We start from the raw sequence: 23200 nt of genomic DNA, 5'->3' as shown, positions 1-23200 counted from the left end.
CTCGGGGCTTGGTGGATCAGGATAGCGCCAGCTGACGTTTCACCGGCGCGAAAGAGCGCCGATGCTCGGGCAGTGGCCCCAGGCGCTCCAGGGCGGCCAGATGCTCGCGAGTCGGGTAGCCCTTGTGTCGGGCAAAACCATAATCGGGGTGTCGGGCATCCAGGGTCTGCATGCCGGCATCACGCGCCACCTTGGCCAGGATCGAGGCGGCGGCAATCGATGCATGACGCGCATCGCCCTTGACCACCGCTTGTCCCGGCACATGATGCCCGGGCAGGCGATTACCGTCCACCAGCAGATACTCGGCGGCGGGACTCAAGGCATCGATGGCCCGCCGCATGGCCAGGTGTGTGGCGTGGTAGATGTTCAGCGTATCGATTTCATCGGCCGACGCCTCGGCCACCGACCAGGCCAGCGCCCGCTCGCGGATCTCGGCATCGAGCGCCTCGCGCCGCCTGGCGGTCAGCTTCTTGGAGTCGGTGAGCCCTGCGATGGGATCGGTCGGCTCGAGAATCACCGCCGCCGCCACCACCGGGCCCACCAGCGGGCCACGCCCCACCTCATCGACACCGGCCAGCCGCTCGCCTCGGTAATCGATGATCAGGGGTGGCAATGCCTTGGCGTCGTTCATGAGCCGATTTCCTCTCTCTGGCCGTTCTCGGGCGCCACCGAGGCCGGCAGAGCCTGTCCTTCCACCAGCGCCTCGATGGCATCGCAGGCGCGCCGACTGGCATCCCGGCGCAGCTCGGCATGCATGCCGGCAAAGCGTGTTTCCAGGGCCGTGCGCCCTGCATCATCGTCGAGAAACCCTGCCAGCCGCGAGGCAATGCCATCGACGCTGGCCGCGTCCTGGATCAACTCGGGCACCAATGTCTCGCGAGCGATCAGGTTGGGCAGCGAGATCCACTCGGTCTTGACCAGGCGCTTGGCCAGGAAATGCGTCATGGGCGCCATGCGATAGGCAACCAGCATGGCGCGATGGCAGAGCATCGCCTCCAGCGCCGCGGTGCCCGAGGTCAGCAGCACCAGGTCGCTGGCGACCATGGCCTCCCGCGCACGTCCCTCGACCAGGGTCACTCGCCCGTGCAGGGCGTCACGCTCCGCCAGGAGGCTTTCCAGCTCCTCCCGGCGCGCCGCCGTGGCAGCGGGAATGACGACGTTCAAGTCGGGGCGATCGGCGCATAGCCGTTCGGCGGCATCCAGGAAGGTCGCGCCCAGAAAGCGCACCTCATTGGACCGCGACCCCGGCAGTACCGCCAGGATCGAGCCGCGGGACGGAAGCCCCAGCGACTCGCGAGCGGCGGCCCTATCGTTGGTCAATGGCAACTCATCGGCCAGGGGATGGCCGACATAGGCCACCGGCACCCGGTGGTGGACATAGAACGCCGCCTCGAAGGGCAGGAAGGTCAGCATGGCGTCCACGGCACGCGCGATGCCCTTGACCCGCCCCTGGCGCCAGGCCCAGACGGAGGGACTGACATAATGGGCGGTGATCAGACCGGCATCGCGCAATTGTCGCTCCAGTCCCAGATTGAAGTCGGGCGCATCGATGCCAATCATGATGTCCGGCTGCCAGTCGAGCGCATCCCGACGCAGGGCTCGGCGAACCCCCAGGAGCCTCGGCAGATGCTTGATCACCTCGACCAGCCCCATCACCGACAGCGTCTCCAGCGGGAAGCGGCTGTCGAGACCCTCGGCGATCATCCGCGGCCCACCGATGCCACGAAACTGCGCTTCGGGGTGGCGCGTCTTGAGTTCGCGTACCAGTCCGGCACCGAGGATGTCGCCGGAGAGCTCTCCGGCCACCACATAGATGCGTTGCATGCCCATGGCACCGCCTCGCTCAGCGAATGATGCCCCGGGACGATACCTCGATGGAGGCCGCAAAGGTCTCGGTCTCCGGCAGGGAGTAGCGAGAACGAATGCTGGTCAGCGCCTGCTCGACGGTCAGCCCCTGGCGGTAGACCAGGCGATAGGCGTCTCCCAGGGCCTTGAGCGACTCGTTGCTGAAGCCACGGCGCCGCATCCCGATCAGATTGAGCCCATGCACCTGGGCGGGATTGCCATTGATCATCACATAGGCCGGGGTGTCCTTGGTGATGATCGAGCCACCTCCCGCCATGGCATGTTCGCCGAAATGGCAGAACTGATGCACGGCCGACAGGCCGCCGAGAATCGAGAAATTGCCCAGTGTCACATGGCCGGCCAGGGTCACCTGGTTGGCCAGGATGCAGTCGTCACCGATCACGCAATCGTGCCCGACATGGGCATAGGCCATGAACAGGTTGCGCGAGCCGATGGTCGTCTCGCCACGGTCCTGAATGGTACCGCGATGCAGGGTCGCGCCTTCACGCACCACGTTGTCATCGCCCATCACCAGGCGAGTCGGTTCTCCCGCATACTTCTTGTCCTGGCAGTCCTCGCCAACCGAGGCGAATTGAAAGATACGTGTGCGCTCGCCGAGTCGCGTGGGACCCTTGACCACGACATGGGGACCGATACGGGAACCGGCACCGATCTCGACATCCGGGCCGATCACCGAGAAGGGACCGACCTCGACGTCATCGGCCAGACATGCTCCGGGATCGACGATGGCAGTGGGATGAATCAAGCGACCTTCCTCTCGGCACAGATGATCTCGGCCTCGCAGGCCACGTCGTCGTCCACGGTGGCCTTGCAGGCAAACTTCCAGATACCCCGCTTCTCGCGCACCACCAGCGCTTCCAGGCGCAACTGATCGCCGGGCATCACCGGGCGCTTGAAACGGACATTGTCGCTGCCGACCAGGTAATAGACATAGCCATCGGCGGGCAGTTTGTTCACGGTCTTGAACCCGAGGATACCGCACGCCTGGGCCAGTGCCTCGATCACCAGCACACCCGGCATGATCGGATGATGCGGGAAATGACCATTGAAGAACGGTTCATTGATACTGACATTCTTGTAGGCAACGATGGATTCGCCAAGGGCAAGTTCCGTCACCCTGTCCACCAGCAGAAAGGGGTAGCGGTGGGGCAGATATTCACGAATTTCATTGATGTCCATTACCATCGTAGCGACCTCTGACATGACAGGGGGCCCGCCCCACGCGACGGGCATGACCGTCGGCTCCAGGCCGACGGGCGGGCGGGGATTATACCGCCCGGCGACGCTACCTCAAGCGTCGCGCCCGGCTTTTTCCAGACGGCTGAGGCGACGCGCGATCTCGTCCAGCTGCTTGAAGCGCACCGCGTTGCGTCGCCACTGGGCGTTGTCCATGGCACCGGTTCCCGAGGAGTAGATGCCCGGCTCATGAATGGAGTTGGTGACCAGGCTCATGCCGGTGACCTGGACGCCGTCGCAGATCGTCAGATGGCCCGAGAGCCCCACACCACCGCCCAGCATGCAGTGGCGCCCGACCCGTGTAGAACCGGCGATCCCGACACAGCCGGCCAGGGCACTGTGCTCGCCAATCTGCACGTTGTGCGCGATCTGCACCTGGCTGTCGATCTTGACGTCATCGCCGATCAGCGTGTCACCGAGCGCACCGCGATCGATGCTCGAACAGCTGCCGACCTCGACGTCATCGCCAAGCACCACGCCCCCCAGCTGGGCGATCTTGTGCCACTCCCGGCCATCGTGGGCGAAACCGAAGCCATCGCCACCGATCACGCAACCACTGTGCAGAATGGCCCTGGCCCCGATGATCACCCCATGGTAGATCGTGACATTGGCGTGCAACCGGGAGTTGTCGCCGACCCGGGTGTCGGCGCCGACCACGCAACCGGGTCCGACAATCACGCCCTCGCCCAGGGTCGCTCCAGACTCGATGACTGCCTGGGGACCGACGCTCACCCCTTCGCCCAACCGAGCGTCTGCGGCGACTACCGCCGAGGGATGTACGCCGCCCGATTCACGGTTGGCCAGCGGGTCGAACAAGCGCGACAGTTCGGCATAGCCCAGATAGGGATTATCCAGCGTCAGGCTGGTCACCGGACAGGTCGCGGCGTGGCTGGGATGCAACAGCACAGCGGCGGCGCGGGTATCTGCCAGGTCCTTGAGATAGGCCCGATTGGCCAGGAAGGTGATGTGCTCCGGCCCGGCATCGCGTAGCGTCGCCAGGCCACTCACTCGCTGCGCGCCGTCGCCCCGGAGCTCGGCTCCCAGGCGAGTGGCGATCTCGGTGAGTGTCAGGGAGTGGGCGTCTTGGTTCATGGAATTCCGGTTCTGGAAGGCTGAGCCCGGTCAGTTGAGCGAGTTGAGAATCTCGGTCACCTCACCGGTCAGGTCGGGGAGGTCACCCTCGGCATGCACCACCCCCTGTGGAGCCACCAGCACTTGGACGTCATGACGATCGATGACCCGCTGCACGGCCTGATCGAGCCTGGGCTTGGCGTCCTCCAGGAAGCGTTGCTCCGCCTCCTGGCGTGCCTGCAGGATCTCCTGGCGCAATTGTTCGAAACGCTGTCGCTTGGCACGAAAGTCCTGTTGCTCTGCCTGGCTCGGCTGCCCGCCATTCTGAAACCGCTGCTGCGTCGCCTGCAGAGACTGCCCCAGTGACTCGGCCTCCTGCTGCTTGGCATGGGTGCGGTTGCGAAACTGGTTCATCGAACGCTGGGCGACGTCGGTATCCAGCAACGCCTTCTGCCAGTCGAGCATGGCGACATCGGCCGCCTGGGCGTGAAGGGGCCAGGCAAAGGCCCCCATCAGGCCGAGGCACAGAACGGCGGTCAACTTGCGCATGTCATCGACTCCTTGTGCTGTGCCTCGGGGTCAGAAGGTCTGTCCCAGCGAGAACTGGAAAAACTGGGTATCGTCGTTGCTCTTGGCATTGATCGGTTCGGCAAAGCTGAAGGTCAGCGGCCCCACCGGGGTCAGCCAGGAAAAACCGACGCCGACGCTGTAGCGCAGCTCGCCCAGATCGACACCGGATTCGCACTGAGAGCTGTCCCCTTCCAGTACCGGATAGCACTCGGTGAGGAAGGTATTGCCGGCGTCGACGAAGACCGAGGGCTGCACAGAGCGCTTGTCATCGACGAAGGGCATGGGGAAGATGAGCTCGGCACTCCCCTCGACCAGGACGTTCCCGCCGAGTGTACGGTCCTCGCCGCGGTTACGCGGTGTGGTGGCCGTCCCCAGCGTGTTGGTCGTGAAACCGCGTACCGATCCCAGGCCACCGGACAGATAGTTCTCGTAGAAGGGGTAGGGATCGTTGCCCCCCAGGGTGTCGGCGTAACCGACTTCGCCACGGAACTTGAGTGACCAGGTCTGCTCCTCGTTGAACGGGAAGAAATGACGAGCCTGGGCACGCGCCTTGTAGTACTCGGCGTCACTGCCCGGCGCCGACGTTTCCAGAGACAGACGCTGATAGTTGCCTGCCGTGGGCATGATGCCCCGATTGAGCTCGTTGCGTGTCCAATTCGCGGTGAGCTTCAGCGTCTGCGCATGGTCACCCTCGTCCTGGACATAACGCTCGATCTCGGACGGCGTGTCCCGGTAGGTCTTGACCGTGAGGTCCTCGACGGTGGCCCCGAAGTTGAGGCGGCTCAGTTCATTGATCGGATAGCCGAAGTTGATGCCGGCACCCAGGGCATCCGTCGAATAGGTCGAGATATCGGAGTCTTCGTAATCGGTCTTGCGATAGTACAGGTTGTAGCCACGCGAGATACCGTCGAGCGTCCAGTAGGGATCGGTGTAGCCGAAATCGATATTGGTGTAGGTATCACTCTTCTGGGCACCGATATTCACGCGGTTGCCGGTCCCCAGAAAGTTGTTCTGCGACAGGGAGGCGCCGTAGATCACCCCGGCACTCTGGGAGAAACCGAGACTCGCGGAGACCGAGCCGGACGGTTGTTCCTCGACATTGTAGGTGACATCCAGCTGGTCATTGGCCCCGGGCACCGGCTCGGTCTCCACCTCGACCTGCTTGAAGAAGCCAAGGCGTTCCAGACGCTGGCGGGACTGGCTGATCGACTCGGTGGACGCCGGCGCGCCCTCCATCTGGATCATTTCCCGGCGCAGCACCTCATCCTGGGTGGTGGTGTTGCCGACGAACTCGATGCGCCGCACATAGGCACGGCGTCCCGGCTCCACCTGGAAGGTCAGGTTCAGTGTCTCGCCATCGTTGCGCACTTCGGGGATACCGTCGACCTCGGCGAAGGCAAAGCCCTCGGCGCCCAGTCGCGAGCGAATCGCCTCGGAGGAGGCAATGACGTCACTGCGGGAGAAGATCTCGCCTTCCTGGATCTCGAGAAGCTCGCGCGCCTCATCCTCCGATATACGCAGATCGCCAGCGAAACGGATGTCGCCCAGGCGGTAGCGTTCACCCTCGTTGACGTTGATGGTGATGAAGATCCGCGACTTGTCCGGCGCCACGGACACCTGGGTGGAGTCGATGTCGAAGTTGACGTAGCCACGGTCCATGTAGAAGGAACGCAGACGCTCCAGGTCGCCGGCCAAGGCCTCGCGGGAATAGGAGTCGTTGGTGAACCAGCCGAAGAACCAGCCGGGCCGGTCCTCGAGCTCGAAAACATCGCGCAGCGTCTCGTCGTCGAAGGCTTCATTGCCGACGATGTTGATCTGGCGGATCTTGGTCACCTGACCTTCATCGATGTCGATATTGACCTGCACCTGCCCCGCGCCGACCTGCTCGACCTCGGCATCGATGGTCGCGTTGTAGCGACCCTGGGACTGGTAGAGTCCGGCCAGTTCCCGCTGGATTTCCTCGAGTGTGGAAAGCTGCAGCACCTGCCCTTCGACCAGTCCGGCCTGGCTCAAGCCATTCCGCAGATCCTCGTCCTGGATCTGCTGGTTGCCTTCGATGTTGAGGCGAGAGATCGTCGGTCGTTCCTCCACCTGGACGATCAGCACATCGCCTTCGCGCGCCAGCTGGATGTCGTCGAAGAGCCCCGTCGCGAACAGGTCGCGCGCCGCCGCCGCCAATTCACGGTCATCGACCCGCTCCTGAGTACTGACAGGAAAGGCATTGAACACCGAAGCGGCCGAGACCCGCTGCAGGCCTTCCACTCGGATGTCGGAAACTTCGAAGGATTCGGCCTGTGCCGTATTGGCACCGGCAAGCAGCAGCGCCGCCATTCCGATGGTCTTGATCTTCATGCAGTCATTCGCTCGCGTTGATCTGCCTACCTGTCCAGACAGGCACCTTATACATTTGTACGGGCAACTGACAAGCCGCAGCGCGGTTTTACCAGAGCCGCATCAGGTCGAAATACAGCGCCATCAACATCAAGGTCCCGACCAGAGCCAGTCCGATCCGCAGACCGAAGGCCTGGGCACGTTCGGATACCGGTCGGCCACGTACCACCTCGACGACGTAATAAAGCAGATGCCCACCGTCGAGCACCGGAATGGGCAGCAGGTTGAGCACCCCCAAGCTGATCGACAGATAGGCCAGGAAACTGACGAAACTCTCCAATCCGGAACGCGCCGAGTCGCCGGCGATACGTGCGATGGTGATGGGGCCGGAAAGATTGGAAGGAGAAATGAGCCCCACCAGCATCTTGCGAATGGCGTCGAAGGTCAACAGCGTCATGTCGCCGGTGCGGTTCACGGCCTGCCCCAATGCCGCCAGAGGACCGTAGCGGATCTCGCGACGATATTCCTCGGGCCAGGACACCGGCGCCACGCCGGCACCGATATACCCGACACGGGCCCCATCCTCGCGCTCCCGGGCACGCGGTGTCAGCGACAGCACCAATGTCTCGCCATCGCGGGTCACCTCGACATCGAGGCGTTCACCGGGACGGGCCTGTACCTGCTCGACGAAATGCGACCAGGACGCTACCGGTTGGCCATCAACCGACAGTATCTCGTCGCCGCTCGTCAGACCGGCCTCCGCAGCCGGCTCGCCATCGGCAACGCGATCGATCACCGCCGCCACCTCGGGGCGCCAGGGCATGACCCCCAGGGTCGCCAGCGGACGAGGCGGATCCTGGCGTACCAGCCAGTCCTCCACGGGCAGGCGATGCTCGCGCGCGACACTGTCACCTTCATCACGAGCGGCGATGGTCAACTCACCACTGACGCCGATGACGGAGACCAGCTCGAGATTGATCTCCTCCCAGGAACGCACCGCCTGGCCCTCGATCGCCGTAATCTCCTGACCATTCGCGAGGCCGCCCTCTGCGGCCGGTGAGCCGGGCGCTACCTCGCCGACCACCGGCACCACGGTCGTGGTGCCGGCGACGAACAGAGCCCAGTAGGCGACCAGCGCCAGCAGGAAATTGGCCAAGGGGCCGGCCGCCACGATGGCGATACGCTGCCAGACCGTCTTGTGATTGAAGGCGAGGTGCCGCTCCTCGGGTGGTACCGACACCTCGCGTTCGTCGAGCATCTTGACGTAGCCGCCCAGGGGAATCGCCGCCAGGACGAACTCGGTGCCATGACGGTCACGACGCGACCACAACGGCTTGCCGAACCCCACCGAGAAGCGCAGTACCTTGACACCACAGCGGCGCGCGACCCAGAAATGGCCGAACTCATGGAAGGTGATCAACAGGCCGAGCACCACGATCACGGCCAGCACGTTCTGGATCAGGCCCACGGCAATCTCCTGTCAACCAAGCCACCCAGAAGATCATCCCGATCTCCTGGCGTGTCACCGGCAGCACGCCCTGGTACCGCGACCGACCCGGCATCGAGGCAGGCCGGGGCACGCATCGAGTGACCAAGCGAAATCAACGACATTCGAGCCTCATCCGCGCTTCGCGACGAGCCCTTTCGTCGGCTTCGAGGATTCCCCCCAGGTCATTGGCCGACTCCACCGGGCAGGCATCTCGCACCCGCGCCACCAGCTCACCGATCCCGGCGAACCCCAGCCGTCCCTCGAGAAAGGCCTCGACGGCCATTTCATTGGCGGCATTGAGCACTGCCGGCGCCGTCCCGCCGGCGGCGATGGCCTCCCGAGCCAGACGCAGGCAGGGGAAGGCCGTTTCATCGGGCGGCTCGAAGTCGAGGCGAGCCACCTCGAACAGGTCCAGCGCCTGCACCCCGGACTCGATACGATCCGGCCAGGCCAGCCCGTGAGCGATCGGCGTACGCATGTCGGGGTTGCCCAACTGGGCAATCACCGAGCCGTCGTTGTAGGCGGCCATGGAATGAATCACGCTCTGCGGGTGCACCACCACCTGAATCTGGTCGGGCCTGGCATCGAACAACCAGCACGCCTCGATCAGCTCGAGCCCCTTGTTCATCAGGGTGGCGCTGTCGACCGAAATCTTGCGCCCCATCGACCAGTTGGGATGGGCGCAGGCCTGCTCCGGCGTCACCTCCGCCAGCCGCGCCGCCTTCCAGCCACGGAAAGGGCCACCCGATGCCGTCAGCAGCAGTTGCGTGACGCCATGTTGCGCCAGCCCACCGCGGTGCTCGGTGGGTAGACACTGATAAATGGCATTATGTTCGGAATCGATGGGCAACAGGGTGGCGCCGGAGCAAGTCACCGCCTCCATGAACAGCCCCCCCGACATCACCAGGGCTTCCTTGTTGGCCAGCAGGACCCGCTTGCCGGCCCGCACCGCGGCCAGGGTCGGCAGCAGGCCGGCGGCCCCGACGATGGCGGCCATCACCACATCGACCTCGCTCGCCTCGCCGATCTCGATCAACGCCTCGGCCCCGGCTCGAACCTCGGTATCCAGTCCCGCTTCGGTGAGTTGCTCGCGCAACCAGGCGGCATCCTCCTCGCGCTCCAGCACGGCCAGCCTCGGTCGGTGGGTCCTGCACTGGGCCAGCAACCGGCGCCGGGCACGGTTCGCCGAGAGGGCATGCACCCGATAACGGGCCGGGTGACGCGCGATGACATCGAGCGTGCTGGTCCCGATGGAACCGGTGGCCCCGAGCACGGTCACGGCAAGCGGCGAGGTGGTGGACATGGTCAAGAGACTCCCAGGTGCAGCAGGGCAAACAAGGGGACAGCCGCGGTCAGGCTATCGATGCGATCCAGGACACCACCATGACCGGGGAGCAGTTGACTGGAATCCTTCAGGCCCCGATGGCGCTTGAGCATGCTCTCCAGCAAGTCGCCCAGCACCGACGCCAGGGTCACGATGACCGTCACGACGAACAGGCTCAGACCACCGACCACCCCCAGCCCCTGCCAGACGGCAAACAGCACCGCCAGCAGCGAACTGATCAGCACGCCGCCCGCCACGCCTTCCCAGGATTTCCCGGGACTGACACTCGGTGCCAGCTTCCGGCGCCCCAAGGCTCGCCCGACGAAATAGGCACCGATATCGGCGCCCCAGACCAGGAGCAGCACGAACAATAGCCAGACCGCCCCGCTCTCGCGCAGCACATTGAAACCTGTCCAGGTCGGCAGAAGCACCCAGGCGCCCATGGCCAATCGCACCCCGGTGGAACGCCACTGCGCCAGGCGGGCCGGATAGCGGGTGACCCAATAGAAATTGAGCAGCCACCCCAGGGCCCCGAGCCACAAGGGCCAGACAGCCTGCGTGGCGCCTAGCAGCCCGAGCAGCAACATGGCGCCTCCCAGGCCGGCAACCGCCACGCCACGGCAACGGGCGCTTTCAAGGCCGGCCAGGCGGGTCCACTCCCAACCGGCCAGCAGCACCACGAACGCCGTGAACAGCGCAAAGGCGATGCCGTCGAGGCCGAACAGTCCGGCCAGGGTCAGCGGTGCCAGCCAGGCAGCGGTGATGACGCGCTGCCTAAGCACCTTGCGCCTCGAGCTGCTCGTCGGTCATGCCGAAGCGTCGTTGCCGACCGGCAAAATCAGCCAAGGCGTCATCGAAGGCGTCGGCACCGAAATCCGGCCAGAGCACCGGCGTGAAATAGAGTTCCGCGTAGGCCATCTGCCACAGCAGGAAGTTGGAGATACGGCACTCACCACTGGTGCGAATGCACAGATCCACCGGCGGGGTATCGCCGAGGCACAGCTCGGTTTCCATGGTTCGTTCATCGATACTGGCCGGATCCAGCTCTCCCGCGCCGACACGCTCGCCGAGCCGGCGGGCGGCCCGGGCGATATCCCAGCGACCGCCATAGTTGGCGGCGACCACCAGATGCAGGCCGGTATTGTCGGCGGTCAGGGTTTCCGCCGCTTCGATATGCTTCTGGATCGCCGACGAGAACCCCTCGCGAGCGCCAACGACCGACAACCGGATGTCATGCTCGTGAAGCTTCTTGACCTCACGCTTGAGCGCCATGAGGAACAGCTCCATCAAGGCCTGGACCTCGGCAGCCGGCCGTTTCCAGTTCTCGCTGGAGAAAGCGAAGAGCGTCAGGGTGCCGACACCGCGTTCGGCGGCCCGGCGAATGACCGCGCGCACGGCCTCGACGCCAGCGTGATGCCCTCGCACTCCGGACAGCCCATGGGCCTTGGCCCAACGGTTATTGCCGTCCATGATGATGGCCACGTGACGCGGACGGGGGGTATCCCCGGAAGGCGGGAAGTGAAGGGACTGCGGTGACGTCATGATGTCTCGCATGGCGAATGGAACACAAGCGTGTCGGTGTCGGCAACGCCCCGGGCGCTGTCCGAGAAGTCGACGAGCGCGGACACTTCCCGGACGATGCCTGGCGGCAGAACTGCCCCGACCTCAGACCTGCATCAGATCGTGCTCCTTGGACTCCAGCGCCTTGTCGATCTCGCCGACGATCTTGTCGGTGATCTTCTGAATGTCGTCCTCACCCTGACGCTGATCGTCCTCGGTGATCTCCTTGTCCTTGAGCAGTGCCTTGATCTCGTGGTTGGCATCGCGACGCACGTTGCGTACCGCCACCCGCGTATTCTCGGCTTCCTGGCGCGCCTGCTTGATATACCCCTTGCGCGTCTCCTCGGTGAGCATCGGCATCGGCACCCGGATGACAGCACCGGCGCTGGCCGGATTGAGGCCCAGTTCGGCCGTCATGATGGCCTTCTCCACCTTCGGCACCATGCTCTGCTCCCAGGGCACCACGGTCAGGGTCCGGGCATCCTCGACGTTGACCGAAGCGACCTGGTTGAGCGGCATCTGACTGCCGTAGTACTCCACGGTCACCGCATCCAGTATGCTCGGGTGCGCCCGGCCGGTGCGGATCTTGTTGAAGTTGCTGTGAAGTGCCTCGAGGCTCTTCTTCATGCGGGTTTCCGCATCCTTCTTGATGTCGTCAATCACGATTTCACCCTCTGTCAATCAGCGTGCCTTCCCTGCCGCCCACTACCAGGTTCAGCAGCGCCCCGGACTTGTTCATGTTGAACACGCGAACCGGCATGTCATGGTCCCGCACCAGGCAGATGGCGGTCAAATCCATGACCCCGAGCTTCTGATCGAGCGCGTCGTCGTAGGAGAGTTGCTCGTACTTGACCGCATCAGCGTGCTGGACCGGATCCTTGTCATAGACGCCATCCACCTTGGTGGCCTTGACCACGACATCGGCATCGATCTCGATACCACGCAGGCAGGCGGCGGAATCGGTAGTAAAGAAAGGGTTGCCGGTGCCCGCCGAGAATATCACCACATCGCCGGATGTCAGGTAGCGGATGGCGGTGCGTCGATCATAGTGCTCCACGACCCCGCTCATGGGAATCGCCGACATCACCCGCGAACGAATATTGGAACGCTCAAGGGCATCCCTCATGGCCAGGGCGTTCATGACCGTAGCCAGCATGCCCATGTGATCACCGGTCACGCGCTCCATGCCCGCCTCGTGCAAGGCGGCGCCACGGAAAAGGTTACCGCCGCCGACGACGATACCGACCTGCACACCGATACCGACCAACTGGCCGATCTCCAGAGCCATGCGATCCAGTACCTTGGGATCGATGCCGAACTCGGCATCGCCGGTCAGGGCTTCACCGGACAGCTTGAGCAGGATGCGCTTGTACTTCGAGACATCGGCGCGGGGCTTTTCGGACTTGGCTGGAGCGGCTTGCTCGGCACTGCTCATGCGTGGATCTCCCGGAACTCGGCGAATGGACGTGAGTGGCCGGAATACACCGACCGGATACGCGATGGCGTGCGCCATTGCGCACGCCATCGCCATGCTGGAACCTATGACCTCAGCTACGCTTGGCCTGTTCCATCACTTCCTGGGCAAAATCGACTTCTTCCTTCTCGATGCCCTCGCCCACCTCGAAACGGGTGAAGCCGACCACTTCGCCACCGGCAGCCTTGACGTACTCGGCGACGCTCTGGTTCGGATCCTTGACGAAGGCCTGCTCGGTCAGGCTGTTCTCGGCCAGATACTTCTTCAGGCGGCCCTGGACCATCTTCTCGGCGATCTGCTCCGGCTTGCCGGCCATGTCCGGCTGAGCCAGGATGATCGCCTTTTCGGCGTCCAGCTTTTCCTGGGGCATGTTCTCGGGAAGCGCGACGGCCGGGTTGAGCGCGGCGACGTGCATGGCGACGTCCTTGGCGGCCTCGTCGTTGCCACCGTTCAGCACGGTCAGCACGCCGATACGACCGCCATGGACATAGGCGCCGACCAGGCTGCCGCCCTGAGAGGCGGCCTCGACGACCACACTGCGGCGCACGCCGATGTTCTCGCCGATCTTCTGCACCAGCTGCTCGCGACCGGCTTCCAGCTCGCCTTCCATGATGGCGGCAACGTCTTCGCTCTTGGCCGCGAAGAAGGCATCGGCCACCTTGTTGGCGAATGCGACAAAGTTGTCGTCACGCGCCACGAAATCGGTCTCGGAGTTGATCTCGACCATCACGCCGTAGCTGCCATCTTCCGCGACGCGGGTGACGATGGCGCCTTCGGCGGCGGTACGGCCGGCCTTCTTGGCGGCCTTGAGACCGGAGTTCTTGCGCAGATTCTCGATGGCGGTGTCGATGTCGCCACCGGCTTCGGTGAGTGCCTTCTTGCACTCCATCATGCCGAGCCCGGTACGCTCGCGCAGTTCCTTGACCTGAGAGGCGCTGATAGCTGCCATGGTAGTGTCCTCTGAATGGTTCGACCTGGAAGATGGGGGCCGGGCAAACCCGGCGGAACCCGTTTCCGCCCCGGGGCGCAAGCAAGGGGGCCGGAGCCCCCTTGTGCCGTCACGGCGACGGATCGCCGACAAGCGGCGCGATATTCACGGCCCTGCCGGGCGCTCGATCACTCGGCAGCGGTGGCGGCGTCGTCGTCGCCAGCGCTTTCCTCGGTGACCTCGACGAATTCGTCGGGACGGCCTTCCTTCGCACGGGCGCAGGCATCGGCGACGGCCTTGACGTAGATCTGAATGGCGCGGATGGAGTCATCGTTGCCCGGGATCACGTAGTCGACGCCATCCGGATCGGAGTTGGTATCCACCACACCGATGACCGGAATGCCCAACTTGTTCGCCTCGTTGATGGCGATCCGCTCATGATCGACGTCGACCACGAACAGCGCATCGGGCAGGCCACCCATGTTCTTGATACCACCGATGGAACGCTCGAGCTTGTCCTGCTCGCGAGTCGCCATCAGCACTTCCTTCTTGGTCAGCTTCTCGAAAGTGCCGTCCTCGTGCATGGTCTCGAGTTCGCGCAGGCGCTTGATGGACTGACGAATCGTCTTGAAGTTGGTCAGCATGCCGCCCAGCCAGCGATGGTTGACGAACGACTGGCCGACGCGGTTGGCTTCTTCCTTGACGATCTTGCTGGCGCTGCGCTTGGTGCCCACGAACAGGATCTTGTTGTTCGCGGCCGCCATTTTCTCGACCACATCGATAGCCTCGTTCAGAGCCGGAAGCGTATGCTCGAGGTTGATGATGTGAATCTTGTTACGTGCGCCGAAGATGTACTTGCCCATCTTCGGGTTCCAGTAACGGGTCTGGTGACCGAAGTGAGCGCCTGCCTTCAGCAGGTCACGCATGTTGACATGTGCCATGGATGACTCCTGGAAAATCGGGTTAGGCCTCCATGCACCCCATGGATCCGACCGCCGGTCGCGCCGACGGCACCCGGGACCATGTGCCGGTGCATGTGTGTTTTCAAGGCGTTGCGTGTGTATTGACGCCCTCCGACCGTATGGCCACTCGACACCTTGGGGACGAGCAGGATCGGCGATTGCAGGAAGGCGCGCAGCTTTATACCATGGATTACCTTCGAGATGAAGTCGCCCGACGTCCCTCCACCGTGACCGGCACGTTGTTGGCGGCGATGCCACCCCTGAATCCGAGCTTCCATGAACGTACCCATCAAGACGCCCGACGAGATCGAGAAGATGCGCGAGGCGGGCCGACAGGCCGCCAGTGTGCTGGAAATGATCACTCCCCATGTGCAGGCCGGCGTCAGCACCGGTGAGCTCGACCGGCGCTGCCACGACTATATCGTCGACGAGCTGGGCTCCACCCCCGCCCCGCTGAACTACCACGGCTTTCCCAAGTCGATCTGCACCTCGATCAATCACGTGGTCTGCCACGGCATCCCCGATGACGCCAAGAAGCTGAAGAAAGGCGACATCATGAACATCGACATCACGGTGAAGACCGCCGCCGGCTATCACGGCGACTCCAGCATGATGTTCATCGTCGGCGAGACCATCCAGGGCGAGCGACTGTGCCGTGTCACCCAGGAGTGCCTATACCATAGCATCGCCGCAGTGCGGCCTGGGGTGCGGCTCTCCGACCTGGCCCGCGTCATCCAGCAGCATGCCGAGACCAACGGCTACTCGGTGGTACGCGACTTCTGTGGACACGGCATCGGCGCCGGCTTCCACGAGGACCCGCAGATCCTGCACTACGATGGCTATGCCCCCGAGGCAGACATCACCCTCGCCGAAGGCATGTGCTTCACCATCGAGCCGATGATCAACGTCGGCGACCACCGCACCAAGGTGCTCCGGGATGGCTGGACCGCCGTGACCAAGGACAAGGGGCTCACCGCCCAGTGGGAGCATACCCTGCTGGTCACCGCCACCGGCGTGGAGGTCCTCACCGCGCGTCGCGACGAAGACCTCTCGTTCCTCGACCGCTGAGTCGGCCCATCATGCTGCTCCACCACTACCGTTTCGAGCCCGACGAGTCGCTGTTCGACATCGAGAAATTCCGTACCGAGCTCGGCGGCAGTCGCTCGCCCATCGCCCCCTTCAAGGCCGCGCTGGACGAGATCCAGGCAAGGCTCGACGAACGCTTCCGCGCCGGCGCCGACATCCGCGACCTGGTACATGGCCGCGCCCGCTGCCTGGATCACCTGCTGGCGATCGCCTGGGAGCAGCATGACTGGCCCGACGATGGCATCGCCCTGCTCGCCGTGGGTGGCTATGGTCGGGGCGAACTGCATCCGCATTCGGACATCGACCTGCTGCTGCTGCTCGAAGAAGACGATGACTCAGCCTACCGGGAACCATTGACGGCCTTCATCACCTTCCTCTGGGACATTGGCCTGGAGATCGGTCATAGCGTGCGCTCGCTCTCGGATTGCTCCCGCGAAGCGGCCGCCGACGTCACGGTGATCACCAATCTGATCGAGACCCGCACCCTGGCCGGCCCGGAACGGCTGCGCGAGGCCATGCAGCAACGGTTGTCGCCGGACCGGCTATGGCCGGCGGACCACTTCTTCGAGGCCAAGTGGCAGGAGCAGATCAGCCGCCACTATCGCTTCAACAATTCCGAGTACCACCTGGAGCCCAACATCAAGAGCTCGCCGGGCGGGCTGCGCGATATCCAGATGATCGGCTGGGTGGCCAAGCGACACTTCTCCACCCAGCGCTACGAAGATCTGGTCGCCCATGGCTTCATGAACGACGCCGAGCTGCACATCCTCAGCCAGGGCCAGGCCTTCCTGTGGCAGGTGCGCTATGCGTTGCACATGCTCAGCGGACGCGCCGAGGACCGTCTGCTGTTCGATCACCAGCGCACCATCGCCGAACTGTTCGGCTATCACGACACGCCGGAACGCCTGGCCGTCGAACAGTTCATGAAACGCTACTACCGACACGTCACCGCGCTCGCCAGGCTCAACGACATGCTGCTGCAGCACTTCGACGAAGCCATCCTGCACGGGGGGGAGTCGTTCGAGACCATCCCTCTCAACGATCGCTTCGAGATCAAGGGCGGCTATATCCAGGCGCGTTACCGGGCATTGTTCCAGGAGTCGCCCTCGGCACTGCTGGAACTCTTTCTGCTGATGGCCGAGCACCCCGAGATCGAGGGCGTGCGCGCCGATACCATTCGCCTGATTCGCGACCATCGCCATCTGATCGACGATCGTTATCGCGCCGACCCTCATCACCAACGCCTGTTCATGGCGCTGTTGCGTTCCAGCGGCAATGTCGCCCGCCAGCTCCGGCGCATGAACCGCTACGGTGTGCTCGGCAAGTACCTGCCGGTCTTTGGCCAGGCGGTGGGCCTGATGCAGCACGACCTCTTCCATATCTACACCGTGGATGCTCATACCCTGCGACTGCTGAAATGCATCCATGGCTTCCGCAAGCCCAATGCCCGCGAGAGCTTCCCCGTGGCGGCCGAGCTGGTGCAGCAACTGCCCCGGCTGGACCTGTTGTGGATCGCCGGTCTGTTTCACGACATCGGCAAGGGACGCGGCGGCGACCACTCCCTGATCGGCGCCCGGGATGTCGAGACCTTCGCCCGGGAGCATGATCTGCCGGAGCGCGATACCCGTCTGGTGAGCTGGCTGGTCGAACATCACCTGCTGATGTCCATGGTGGCCCAGAAGCGTGACATCACCGACCCCGAGGTGATCAGCGACTTCGCCCGCAGCGTCGGCGACGAGACCCATCTCGATTACCTCTATGTGCTGACGGTGGCCGACATCAACGCCACCAATCCGACGCTGTGGAACGGCTGGCGAGCCTCCCTGCTGCGCCAGCTCCACGGCGAGACCAAGCGCGCCCTGCGTCGTGGCCTGGAGAACCCCATGGAGCGCGACGACTCGGTCCGCGAGACACGGGACGAGGCTCACTCCCTGCTGAGCACGGTCGGTGCCGACATGACGCGCGTCGATCGACTCTGGGCATCGCTGGGCGAGGACTACTTCCTGCAGTACGCCCCCAGCGAGATCGCCTGGCAGACCCAGGGCATCCTCGCCCACGACGGCAGCGACCTGCCGCTGATCCTGGTCAGCGCCCCTACCGCCGACATGGCCGAAGGCGGCACCAAGGTATTCATCCATACCCGTTCGGTGGACGATCTTTTCGCCGCCACCTCGGCGGCCATGGAGCAATTGGGGCTGTCGATCCACGACGCCCGCATCGCCACCTCGAGCAACGACTGGACCCTCAATACCTTCATCGTCCTCGACGACCATGGCCACGCCATTCGCGAGCCCGGTCGACTGGAGGAAATCCGCCGCCACCTGGTCGAAGAGCTCGACGATCCCGACGACTACCCACAGATCGTCACGCGGCACACGCCGAGACAGCTCAAGCATTTTCGTGTGCCCACCGAGGTCATCATCCGCCAGGACCCGGCCAACGAGCGCACCCTGCTCGAGCTTACCGCGCCGGACCGCCCGGGGCTGCTGGCGCGCGTCGGTCGCATCTTCATGGAGCAGGACATCGCCCTCTCGGCGGCCAAGATCGCCACCCTGGGCGAACGTGTCGAAGACGTCTTCTTCATCACCGACAAGGCTGGTCGGCCGCTCACCGACGCCGAACGTCAGCGCCGACTGCGCGAGCGGCTGATCGAGGTGCTCAGCGTCAGCGGCTGAGCAGGACCATCGCAGTGGATACGGAGAGGGACGCCACAGGGCGTCGGCTGGAGGCACCGCGCCGCCTCGAAGGCCTGTCGACGGGGCAGCCCCGAGCGGCAAGACGAGCGCGATAGCTCGGCCCGGCTGAGTGCCTCGTTTGAGGCGTCCCCGGGGCTTCCCTATAATCGGCGTCCTGCCCGCGCGACGCGACACGACATAACACAACGCCGATCACGGCCCGACTGGACACCCATGAACCCCGACCTCGACGCGCTCCAACCCTATCCGTTCGAGCGACTCGCCGCCCTCAAGGCAGGCCTCACACCGCCCGAGTCGCTGGCCCATATCCCGCTGACCATCGGCGAACCCCGTCACGCGCCCTTCGATGGCGCGCTGCAGGCCCTCGCCGATCAGCGTCACGAAATGGCCTTCTACCCGGCCACCGGCGGGCTCGCCGAGCTGCGCGACGCCATCGCCGACTGGACGGTCCGACGCTTCGGTCTCCAGGCCCTCGATGCCGATCACCAGGTACTGCCGGTCAACGGTACGCGGGAAGCGATCTTCGCCTTCGTCCAGGCCGCCCTGGATCGGACCCGCCCCGCGCGGGTGGCCGTGCCCAACCCCTTCTATCAGATCTACGAGGGGGCGACCCTGCTGGCCGGCGGCACGACGCTCACCCTGGACTGCCGAGCCGAGCACGACTTCCGGCCCGACCTGGAGGCCGTGTCGGCCGAGACCTGGCGCGAGGTACAGATCGTCTTCGTCTGTTCGCCGGGCAACCCCACCGGCGCGGTGACCCCGCTCGAGGATCTCGAGCGCCTGATTCGACTGGCGGACGAGCATGATTTCATCGTTGCCGCCGACGAATGCTATTCGGAGCTCTATCTGGACGAGTCCGCCCCACCGCCTGGATTGCTGGAAGCCTGTGCGAGACTCGGTCGCCAGGACTACCGACGCTGCCTGGTCTTCCATTCGCTGTCCAAGCGCTCCAACCTGCCGGGACTACGCTCGGGCTTCGTGGCCGGCGATGCCGACCTGATCTCGGCCTTTCGCCGCTATCGCACCTATCATGGTTGCGCCATGTCGCTTCCCCTGCAACGCGCCTCCATCGTTGCCTGGCGCGACGAGGCGCACGTTCGCGCCAACCGCGACGCCTATCGGGAGAAGTTCGCGGCGGTGACCGATATCCTCGCCCCGGTGATGGATTTCCCCACCCCCGAGGCCAGTTTCTATCTCTGGCCCGCGGTGCCGGGCGGCGATGACGAGGCCTTCACCCGAGCGCTGTACGCCGAGCAGCACGTCAGCGTACTGCCGGGAAGCTACATGGGTCGGCCCGGCACCGGCGGTGACAACCCCGGCGCCGGCCGGATACGCCTGGCCCTGGTCGACGACCTGGACGCCACCACTCAAGCGGCGATGCGAATGCGCCACCTGATCGAGCAAACCGTCAGCCGGGAGACGACACCATGATGACGCTGATGATGATCAAGAACTGCGACACCTGCCGTCGCGCCCGCAAGGCACTGGAAGGCAAGGGCATTCCCTTTCAGACTCATGACCTGCGCGAAGACGGCCTTTCCGCGGCATTGCTCGAACACATTCTCGAGCACGTCCCGGTCATGACCCTGCTCAACCGGCGCAGCACCACCTGGCGACAGCTCGACGATGCCGACAAGGACGATATCGACGCCAACAAGGCGCGCGAGTTGATGCTGGCCAATCCCACCCTGCTCAAGCGCCCACTGCTGGACACTGGCGACGACATCCTCGTCGGCTTCCGCGATGGCGACTACGACAACCTGTGAGGCGCCCCGGCGCCTCTTCACTCGAGAGGATCCCACATGCTCAGCTTTGCACTCGGAATCGGCACCCAGAACACCCAGGGCGACTGGCTGGAAATCTACTATCCGGCGCCTCTGCTGAACCCCGAGGCCAGCCTGGTCGAGGCCGCCGCCAAGGTACTGGATGCTCCCGCCGGCAACGCCGCCGTCAGCTTCCTGCCGGAGCACTGCGCCAAGCTCGCCGAAGCGCTCAAGGCCGCCGGCCATGATGCCCAGGCCGAGCTCGCCGAGTCCCTGGCCGCGAGCCAGCGGCCCCTGGTCGCCACCTTCATCGCCGAAGACGACGCGCCCCAGAGCGCTCCCGAGGTCTACCTCAAGCTTCACCTGCTCTCCCACCGCCTGGTCAAGCCTCACGGCACCGACCTGACCGGCATGTTCGGGCTGCTGCGCAACACCGCCTGGACCAACGAGGGCGCCATCGACATCGAAGAGCTGCCGGCACGGCGACTCAAGGCCCGCCTCGAGGGTCGAACTCTCTCGGTGGACTGCGTCGACAAGTTCCCCAAGATGACCGACTACGTGGTGCCCGCCGGCGTGCGGATCGGCGATACCGCCCGGGTACGCCTCGGCGCCTACCTCGGCGAAGGCACCACGGTGATGCACGAAGGCTTTGTCAACTTCAACGCCGGCGCCGAGGGCCCGGGCATGATCGAGGGCCGGATCTCCGCCGGCGTGCTGGTGGGCAAGGGTTCCGACCTCGGTGGCGGCTGCTCCACCATGGGCACCCTGTCCGGCGGCGGCAACATCGTCATCAAGGTCGGCGAAGGCTGCCTGATCGGTGCCAATGCCGGCATCGGCATTCCGCTGGGGGATCGCTGCACCGTCGAGGCCGGTCTCTACATCACGGCCGGCGCCAAGGTCACCCTGCTCGACGATCAGGGCAAGGAAGTTCGCTCCGTGGCCGCGCGTGAACTGGCCGGCCAGGACGATCTACTGTTGCGTCGCAATTCCCTGAATGGCCGCATCGAGTGCCTGACCAACAAGAGCGCCATCGCCCTGAACGAAGCGCTGCACGCCCACAACTGAGTCGTTCCCGGGCGCTTCGGCGCCCGGGGCCGGCCTGCCGGAATCCCGCATGACCTCACCCGAGACCGCCAACACCTTGTCCCCTACGCTCGAGCTCGCCATGGAGCTCATGCGACGCCCCTCCGTCACACCCGACGATCAGGGCTGTCAGGAACTGATGATCGAGCGCCTCGCCCGACTCGGCTTCCAGATCGAGCGACTACCGTTCGGCGACGTCGAAAACTTCTGGGCCGTGCATGGGCATCACGGCCCGGTACTGGCATTCGCCGGCCACACCGACGTGGTGCCCAGCGGCCCCGAGGTTCACTGGCAATATCCGCCCTTCGAGCCACGCATCGACGATGACGGCATGCTGTGCGGACGCGGCGCGGCGGACATGAAGGGCAGCCTGGCCGCCATGCTCACCGCCGTGGAACGCTTCGTCACCGAACACCCGGACCATCCCGGCCGCATCGCCTTCCTGATCACCTCCGACGAAGAAGGGCCGGCGGTGGATGGCACCCGTGCGGTGGTCGAGCACCTGCGCGAATCGCACGACCGCCTGGATTACTGCATCGTCGGCGAGCCCTCCTCCACCGACCGGCTCGGCGACGTCATCAAGAACGGACGCCGTGGTTCGCTTGGCGGCGTCCTGCATGTCCGCGGCATCCAGGGCCACGTGGCCTATCCCCACCTGGCACGCAATCCCATCCACCAGGCCGCACCGGCACTGGACGCCCTGGTCCACGAGCACTGGGACGGCGGCAACGCCTTCTTCCCGGCCACCAGTTTCCAGATCTCCAACCTGCGTGCCGGCACCGGGGCCACCAACGTGATTCCCGGTGACGTGGAGGCGACCTTCAACTTTCGCTACTCCACCGAAGTCACCCACGAGGCACTACGGCAGCGCACCGAGGCCATCCTCGCGGCACACGACCTGGACTTCCACATCGACTGGACCCTCAACGGCGAGCCCTTCCTGACCGCCGAGGGCGAGCTGGTGGACGCCGCCCTGGCCAGCGTCGAGGACGTCCTGGCGCGACGCCCCGCACTATCCACCTCCGGCGGCACTTCGGACGGTCGTTTCATCGCCAGCCTCGGCAGCCAGGTGGTCGAACTGGGGCCTCTCAACGCCACCATCCACAAGGTCGACGAACGCGTCCTGGCCGCCGACCTCGATGATCTGAGCCGGATCTATGAGGCCGTTCTCGCCCGCCTGTTCATCAACGGTGCATCACGGCCCTGAGCCGAAACGAGCCGGAGAGAGTCATGGAAGCTTATCCCGACATCGAGATATACCTGGCCAAGGCCAAACTCGAGGCGCTGAACGCCTGGCTGGGCGAGACCCTCGACACCCCGCCACTGGCTTCGGCCGGCAAGCATCGTTGGCGCACGCAAGGCCAGCGCAACGGTCATGCCATCGCCATTCTGCTGGTGGCCAAGGCCGCCGACGGCTTCGCCAGCCTGTGGTTCGACAGCCCCGACACCCCCTGGACGACGGATACTGATTGCGCTCGCGAAGCCGCCAACCGGCTCGACTGCGAAGTCCGTTGCTCTCTTGGAGGCTGGCAGCCCGGCGACGACCCGGACGCCTTCCTGCAGGTTCTGCCGGACGGCAGCGAGGCAACCATCGACTGGCCGGATTCAGGGCAGTAAGGAAAGCTGGAAGCTGGAAGCTGGAAGCTGGAAGCTGGAAGCTGGAAGGCAGCATGAACCCCGACAGTGAACTGACCCCCAATCGTTGGACGGTTCATTCAGCCGGCGCTCAAGGCCTGAGTCCTGTACTTTACGGGGCTCAGG

General features: G+C 64.7%; 22 protein-coding genes. 7 read left to right on the top strand and 15 right to left on the bottom strand.

The annotated features are described in order from the left end of the window. Positions 1-16 precede the first annotated feature (16 nt). The 15 genes from rnhB to rpsB form a co-directional block, all read right to left on the bottom strand. Entirely contained in the window at positions 17-631 is a 615-nt protein-coding gene (gene rnhB, locus LU493_RS15555; RefSeq protein WP_275288712.1) for a ribonuclease HII, read from the bottom strand. Next, the gene (lpxB, locus tag LU493_RS15550) at positions 628-1830 is read right to left on the bottom strand and encodes a lipid-A-disaccharide synthase (protein ID WP_275288711.1); all 1203 of its coding nucleotides are present in this window, start codon (positions 1828-1830) and stop codon (positions 628-630) included. The genes rnhB and lpxB overlap by 4 nt, the downstream gene beginning before the upstream one ends. 13 nt (positions 1831-1843) lie before the next feature. Continuing rightward, complete coding sequence (lpxA, locus tag LU493_RS15545; RefSeq protein WP_275288710.1) at positions 1844-2611, bottom strand: acyl-ACP--UDP-N-acetylglucosamine O-acyltransferase; 768 nt, start codon at positions 2609-2611, stop codon at positions 1844-1846. Then, entirely contained in the window at positions 2608-3051 is a 444-nt protein-coding gene (fabZ, locus tag LU493_RS15540) for a 3-hydroxyacyl-ACP dehydratase FabZ (protein WP_275288709.1), read from the bottom strand. The genes lpxA and fabZ overlap by 4 nt, the downstream gene beginning before the upstream one ends. 105 nt (positions 3052-3156) lie before the next feature. After that, on the bottom strand, positions 3157-4194 hold the full coding sequence (lpxD, locus tag LU493_RS15535; protein ID WP_275288708.1) for a UDP-3-O-(3-hydroxymyristoyl)glucosamine N-acyltransferase: 1038 nt from the start codon (positions 4192-4194) through the stop codon (positions 3157-3159). 30 nt (positions 4195-4224) lie between these two features. Next, on the bottom strand, positions 4225-4722 hold the full coding sequence (locus tag LU493_RS15530; RefSeq protein WP_275288707.1) for an OmpH family outer membrane protein: 498 nt from the start codon (positions 4720-4722) through the stop codon (positions 4225-4227). A 30-nt stretch (positions 4723-4752) separates the two neighbouring features. Continuing rightward, positions 4753-7095 (bottom strand): outer membrane protein assembly factor BamA, encoded by a 2343-nt coding sequence (gene bamA / locus LU493_RS15525; RefSeq protein WP_428994571.1) that lies wholly within the window; start codon positions 7093-7095, stop codon positions 4753-4755. 88 nt (positions 7096-7183) lie between these two features. Then, positions 7184-8542 (bottom strand): sigma E protease regulator RseP, encoded by a 1359-nt coding sequence (rseP, locus tag LU493_RS15520; protein WP_275288706.1) that lies wholly within the window; start codon positions 8540-8542, stop codon positions 7184-7186. Positions 8543-8675: 133 nt separating this feature from the next. Beyond that, entirely contained in the window at positions 8676-9866 is a 1191-nt protein-coding gene (gene ispC, locus LU493_RS15515) for a 1-deoxy-D-xylulose-5-phosphate reductoisomerase (RefSeq protein ID WP_275288705.1), read from the bottom strand. 2 nt (positions 9867-9868) lie between these two features. Then, positions 9869-10669: a phosphatidate cytidylyltransferase gene (locus tag LU493_RS15510; protein ID WP_275288704.1), complete on the bottom strand. Its 801-nt coding sequence runs from the start codon at positions 10667-10669 to the stop codon at positions 9869-9871. Beyond that, positions 10662-11429, bottom strand: coding sequence for a polyprenyl diphosphate synthase (gene uppS / locus LU493_RS15505; RefSeq protein WP_275288703.1), 768 nt, complete (start codon positions 11427-11429; stop codon positions 10662-10664). The genes LU493_RS15510 and uppS overlap by 8 nt, the downstream gene beginning before the upstream one ends. Before the next feature lie 123 nt (positions 11430-11552). Further along, positions 11553-12110 (bottom strand): ribosome recycling factor, encoded by a 558-nt coding sequence (gene frr, locus LU493_RS15500; protein WP_275288702.1) that lies wholly within the window; start codon positions 12108-12110, stop codon positions 11553-11555. Between the two features lie 4 nt (positions 12111-12114). Further along, the gene (pyrH, locus tag LU493_RS15495; RefSeq protein WP_275288701.1) at positions 12115-12882 is read right to left on the bottom strand and encodes a UMP kinase; all 768 of its coding nucleotides are present in this window, start codon (positions 12880-12882) and stop codon (positions 12115-12117) included. A gap of 112 nt (positions 12883-12994) precedes the next feature. Next, positions 12995-13870 carry a translation elongation factor Ts gene (gene tsf / locus LU493_RS15490; RefSeq protein WP_275288700.1) on the bottom strand — a complete coding sequence of 292 codons (876 nt, stop codon included), beginning with the start codon at positions 13868-13870 and terminating at the stop codon, positions 12995-12997. A 167-nt stretch (positions 13871-14037) separates the two neighbouring features. Further along, positions 14038-14790: a 30S ribosomal protein S2 gene (gene rpsB, locus LU493_RS15485; protein WP_275288699.1), complete on the bottom strand. Its 753-nt coding sequence runs from the start codon at positions 14788-14790 to the stop codon at positions 14038-14040. Between the two features lie 297 nt (positions 14791-15087). On the opposite strand from rpsB, the gene map reads away from it, so the two are divergent. The 7 genes from map to LU493_RS15450 all read left to right on the top strand — a co-directional run bounded on the left by map (position 15088) and on the right by LU493_RS15450 (position 23056). After that, the gene (map, locus tag LU493_RS15480; RefSeq protein WP_275288698.1) at positions 15088-15879 is read left to right on the top strand and encodes a type I methionyl aminopeptidase; all 792 of its coding nucleotides are present in this window, start codon (positions 15088-15090) and stop codon (positions 15877-15879) included. A gap of 11 nt (positions 15880-15890) precedes the next feature. Then, a complete protein-coding gene (locus LU493_RS15475; protein ID WP_275288697.1) occupies positions 15891-18572 on the top strand; it encodes a [protein-PII] uridylyltransferase in 2682 nt (893 codons plus the stop codon). A gap of 234 nt (positions 18573-18806) precedes the next feature. Further along, on the top strand, positions 18807-20024 hold the full coding sequence (gene dapC, locus LU493_RS15470) for a succinyldiaminopimelate transaminase (RefSeq protein ID WP_275288696.1): 1218 nt from the start codon (positions 18807-18809) through the stop codon (positions 20022-20024). Next, positions 20021-20359, top strand: a complete 339-nt coding sequence (locus LU493_RS15465; RefSeq protein ID WP_275288695.1) for a Spx/MgsR family RNA polymerase-binding regulatory protein — start codon at positions 20021-20023, stop codon at positions 20357-20359. Before dapC ends, LU493_RS15465 begins: the two co-directional genes overlap by 4 nt. A 36-nt stretch (positions 20360-20395) precedes the next feature. Further along, a complete protein-coding gene (dapD, locus tag LU493_RS15460) occupies positions 20396-21421 on the top strand; it encodes a 2,3,4,5-tetrahydropyridine-2,6-dicarboxylate N-succinyltransferase (RefSeq protein ID WP_275288694.1) in 1026 nt (341 codons plus the stop codon). Positions 21422-21470: 49 nt separating this feature from the next. Next, on the top strand, positions 21471-22646 hold the full coding sequence (dapE, locus tag LU493_RS15455) for a succinyl-diaminopimelate desuccinylase (protein WP_275288693.1): 1176 nt from the start codon (positions 21471-21473) through the stop codon (positions 22644-22646). Between the two features lie 23 nt (positions 22647-22669). Next, a complete protein-coding gene (locus LU493_RS15450; protein ID WP_275288692.1) occupies positions 22670-23056 on the top strand; it encodes a hypothetical protein in 387 nt (128 codons plus the stop codon). Positions 23057-23200: the final 144 nt, after the last annotated feature.

Origin of the sequence: Halomonas elongata (assembly GCF_029081005.1) — a bacterium.
Classification (GTDB): Bacteria; Pseudomonadota; Gammaproteobacteria; order Pseudomonadales; family Halomonadaceae; genus Halomonas; species Halomonas elongata_B.
The sequence above is the reverse complement of the archived record's forward strand: the minus strand, read 5'-3'. Positions and strand labels throughout refer to the sequence as shown.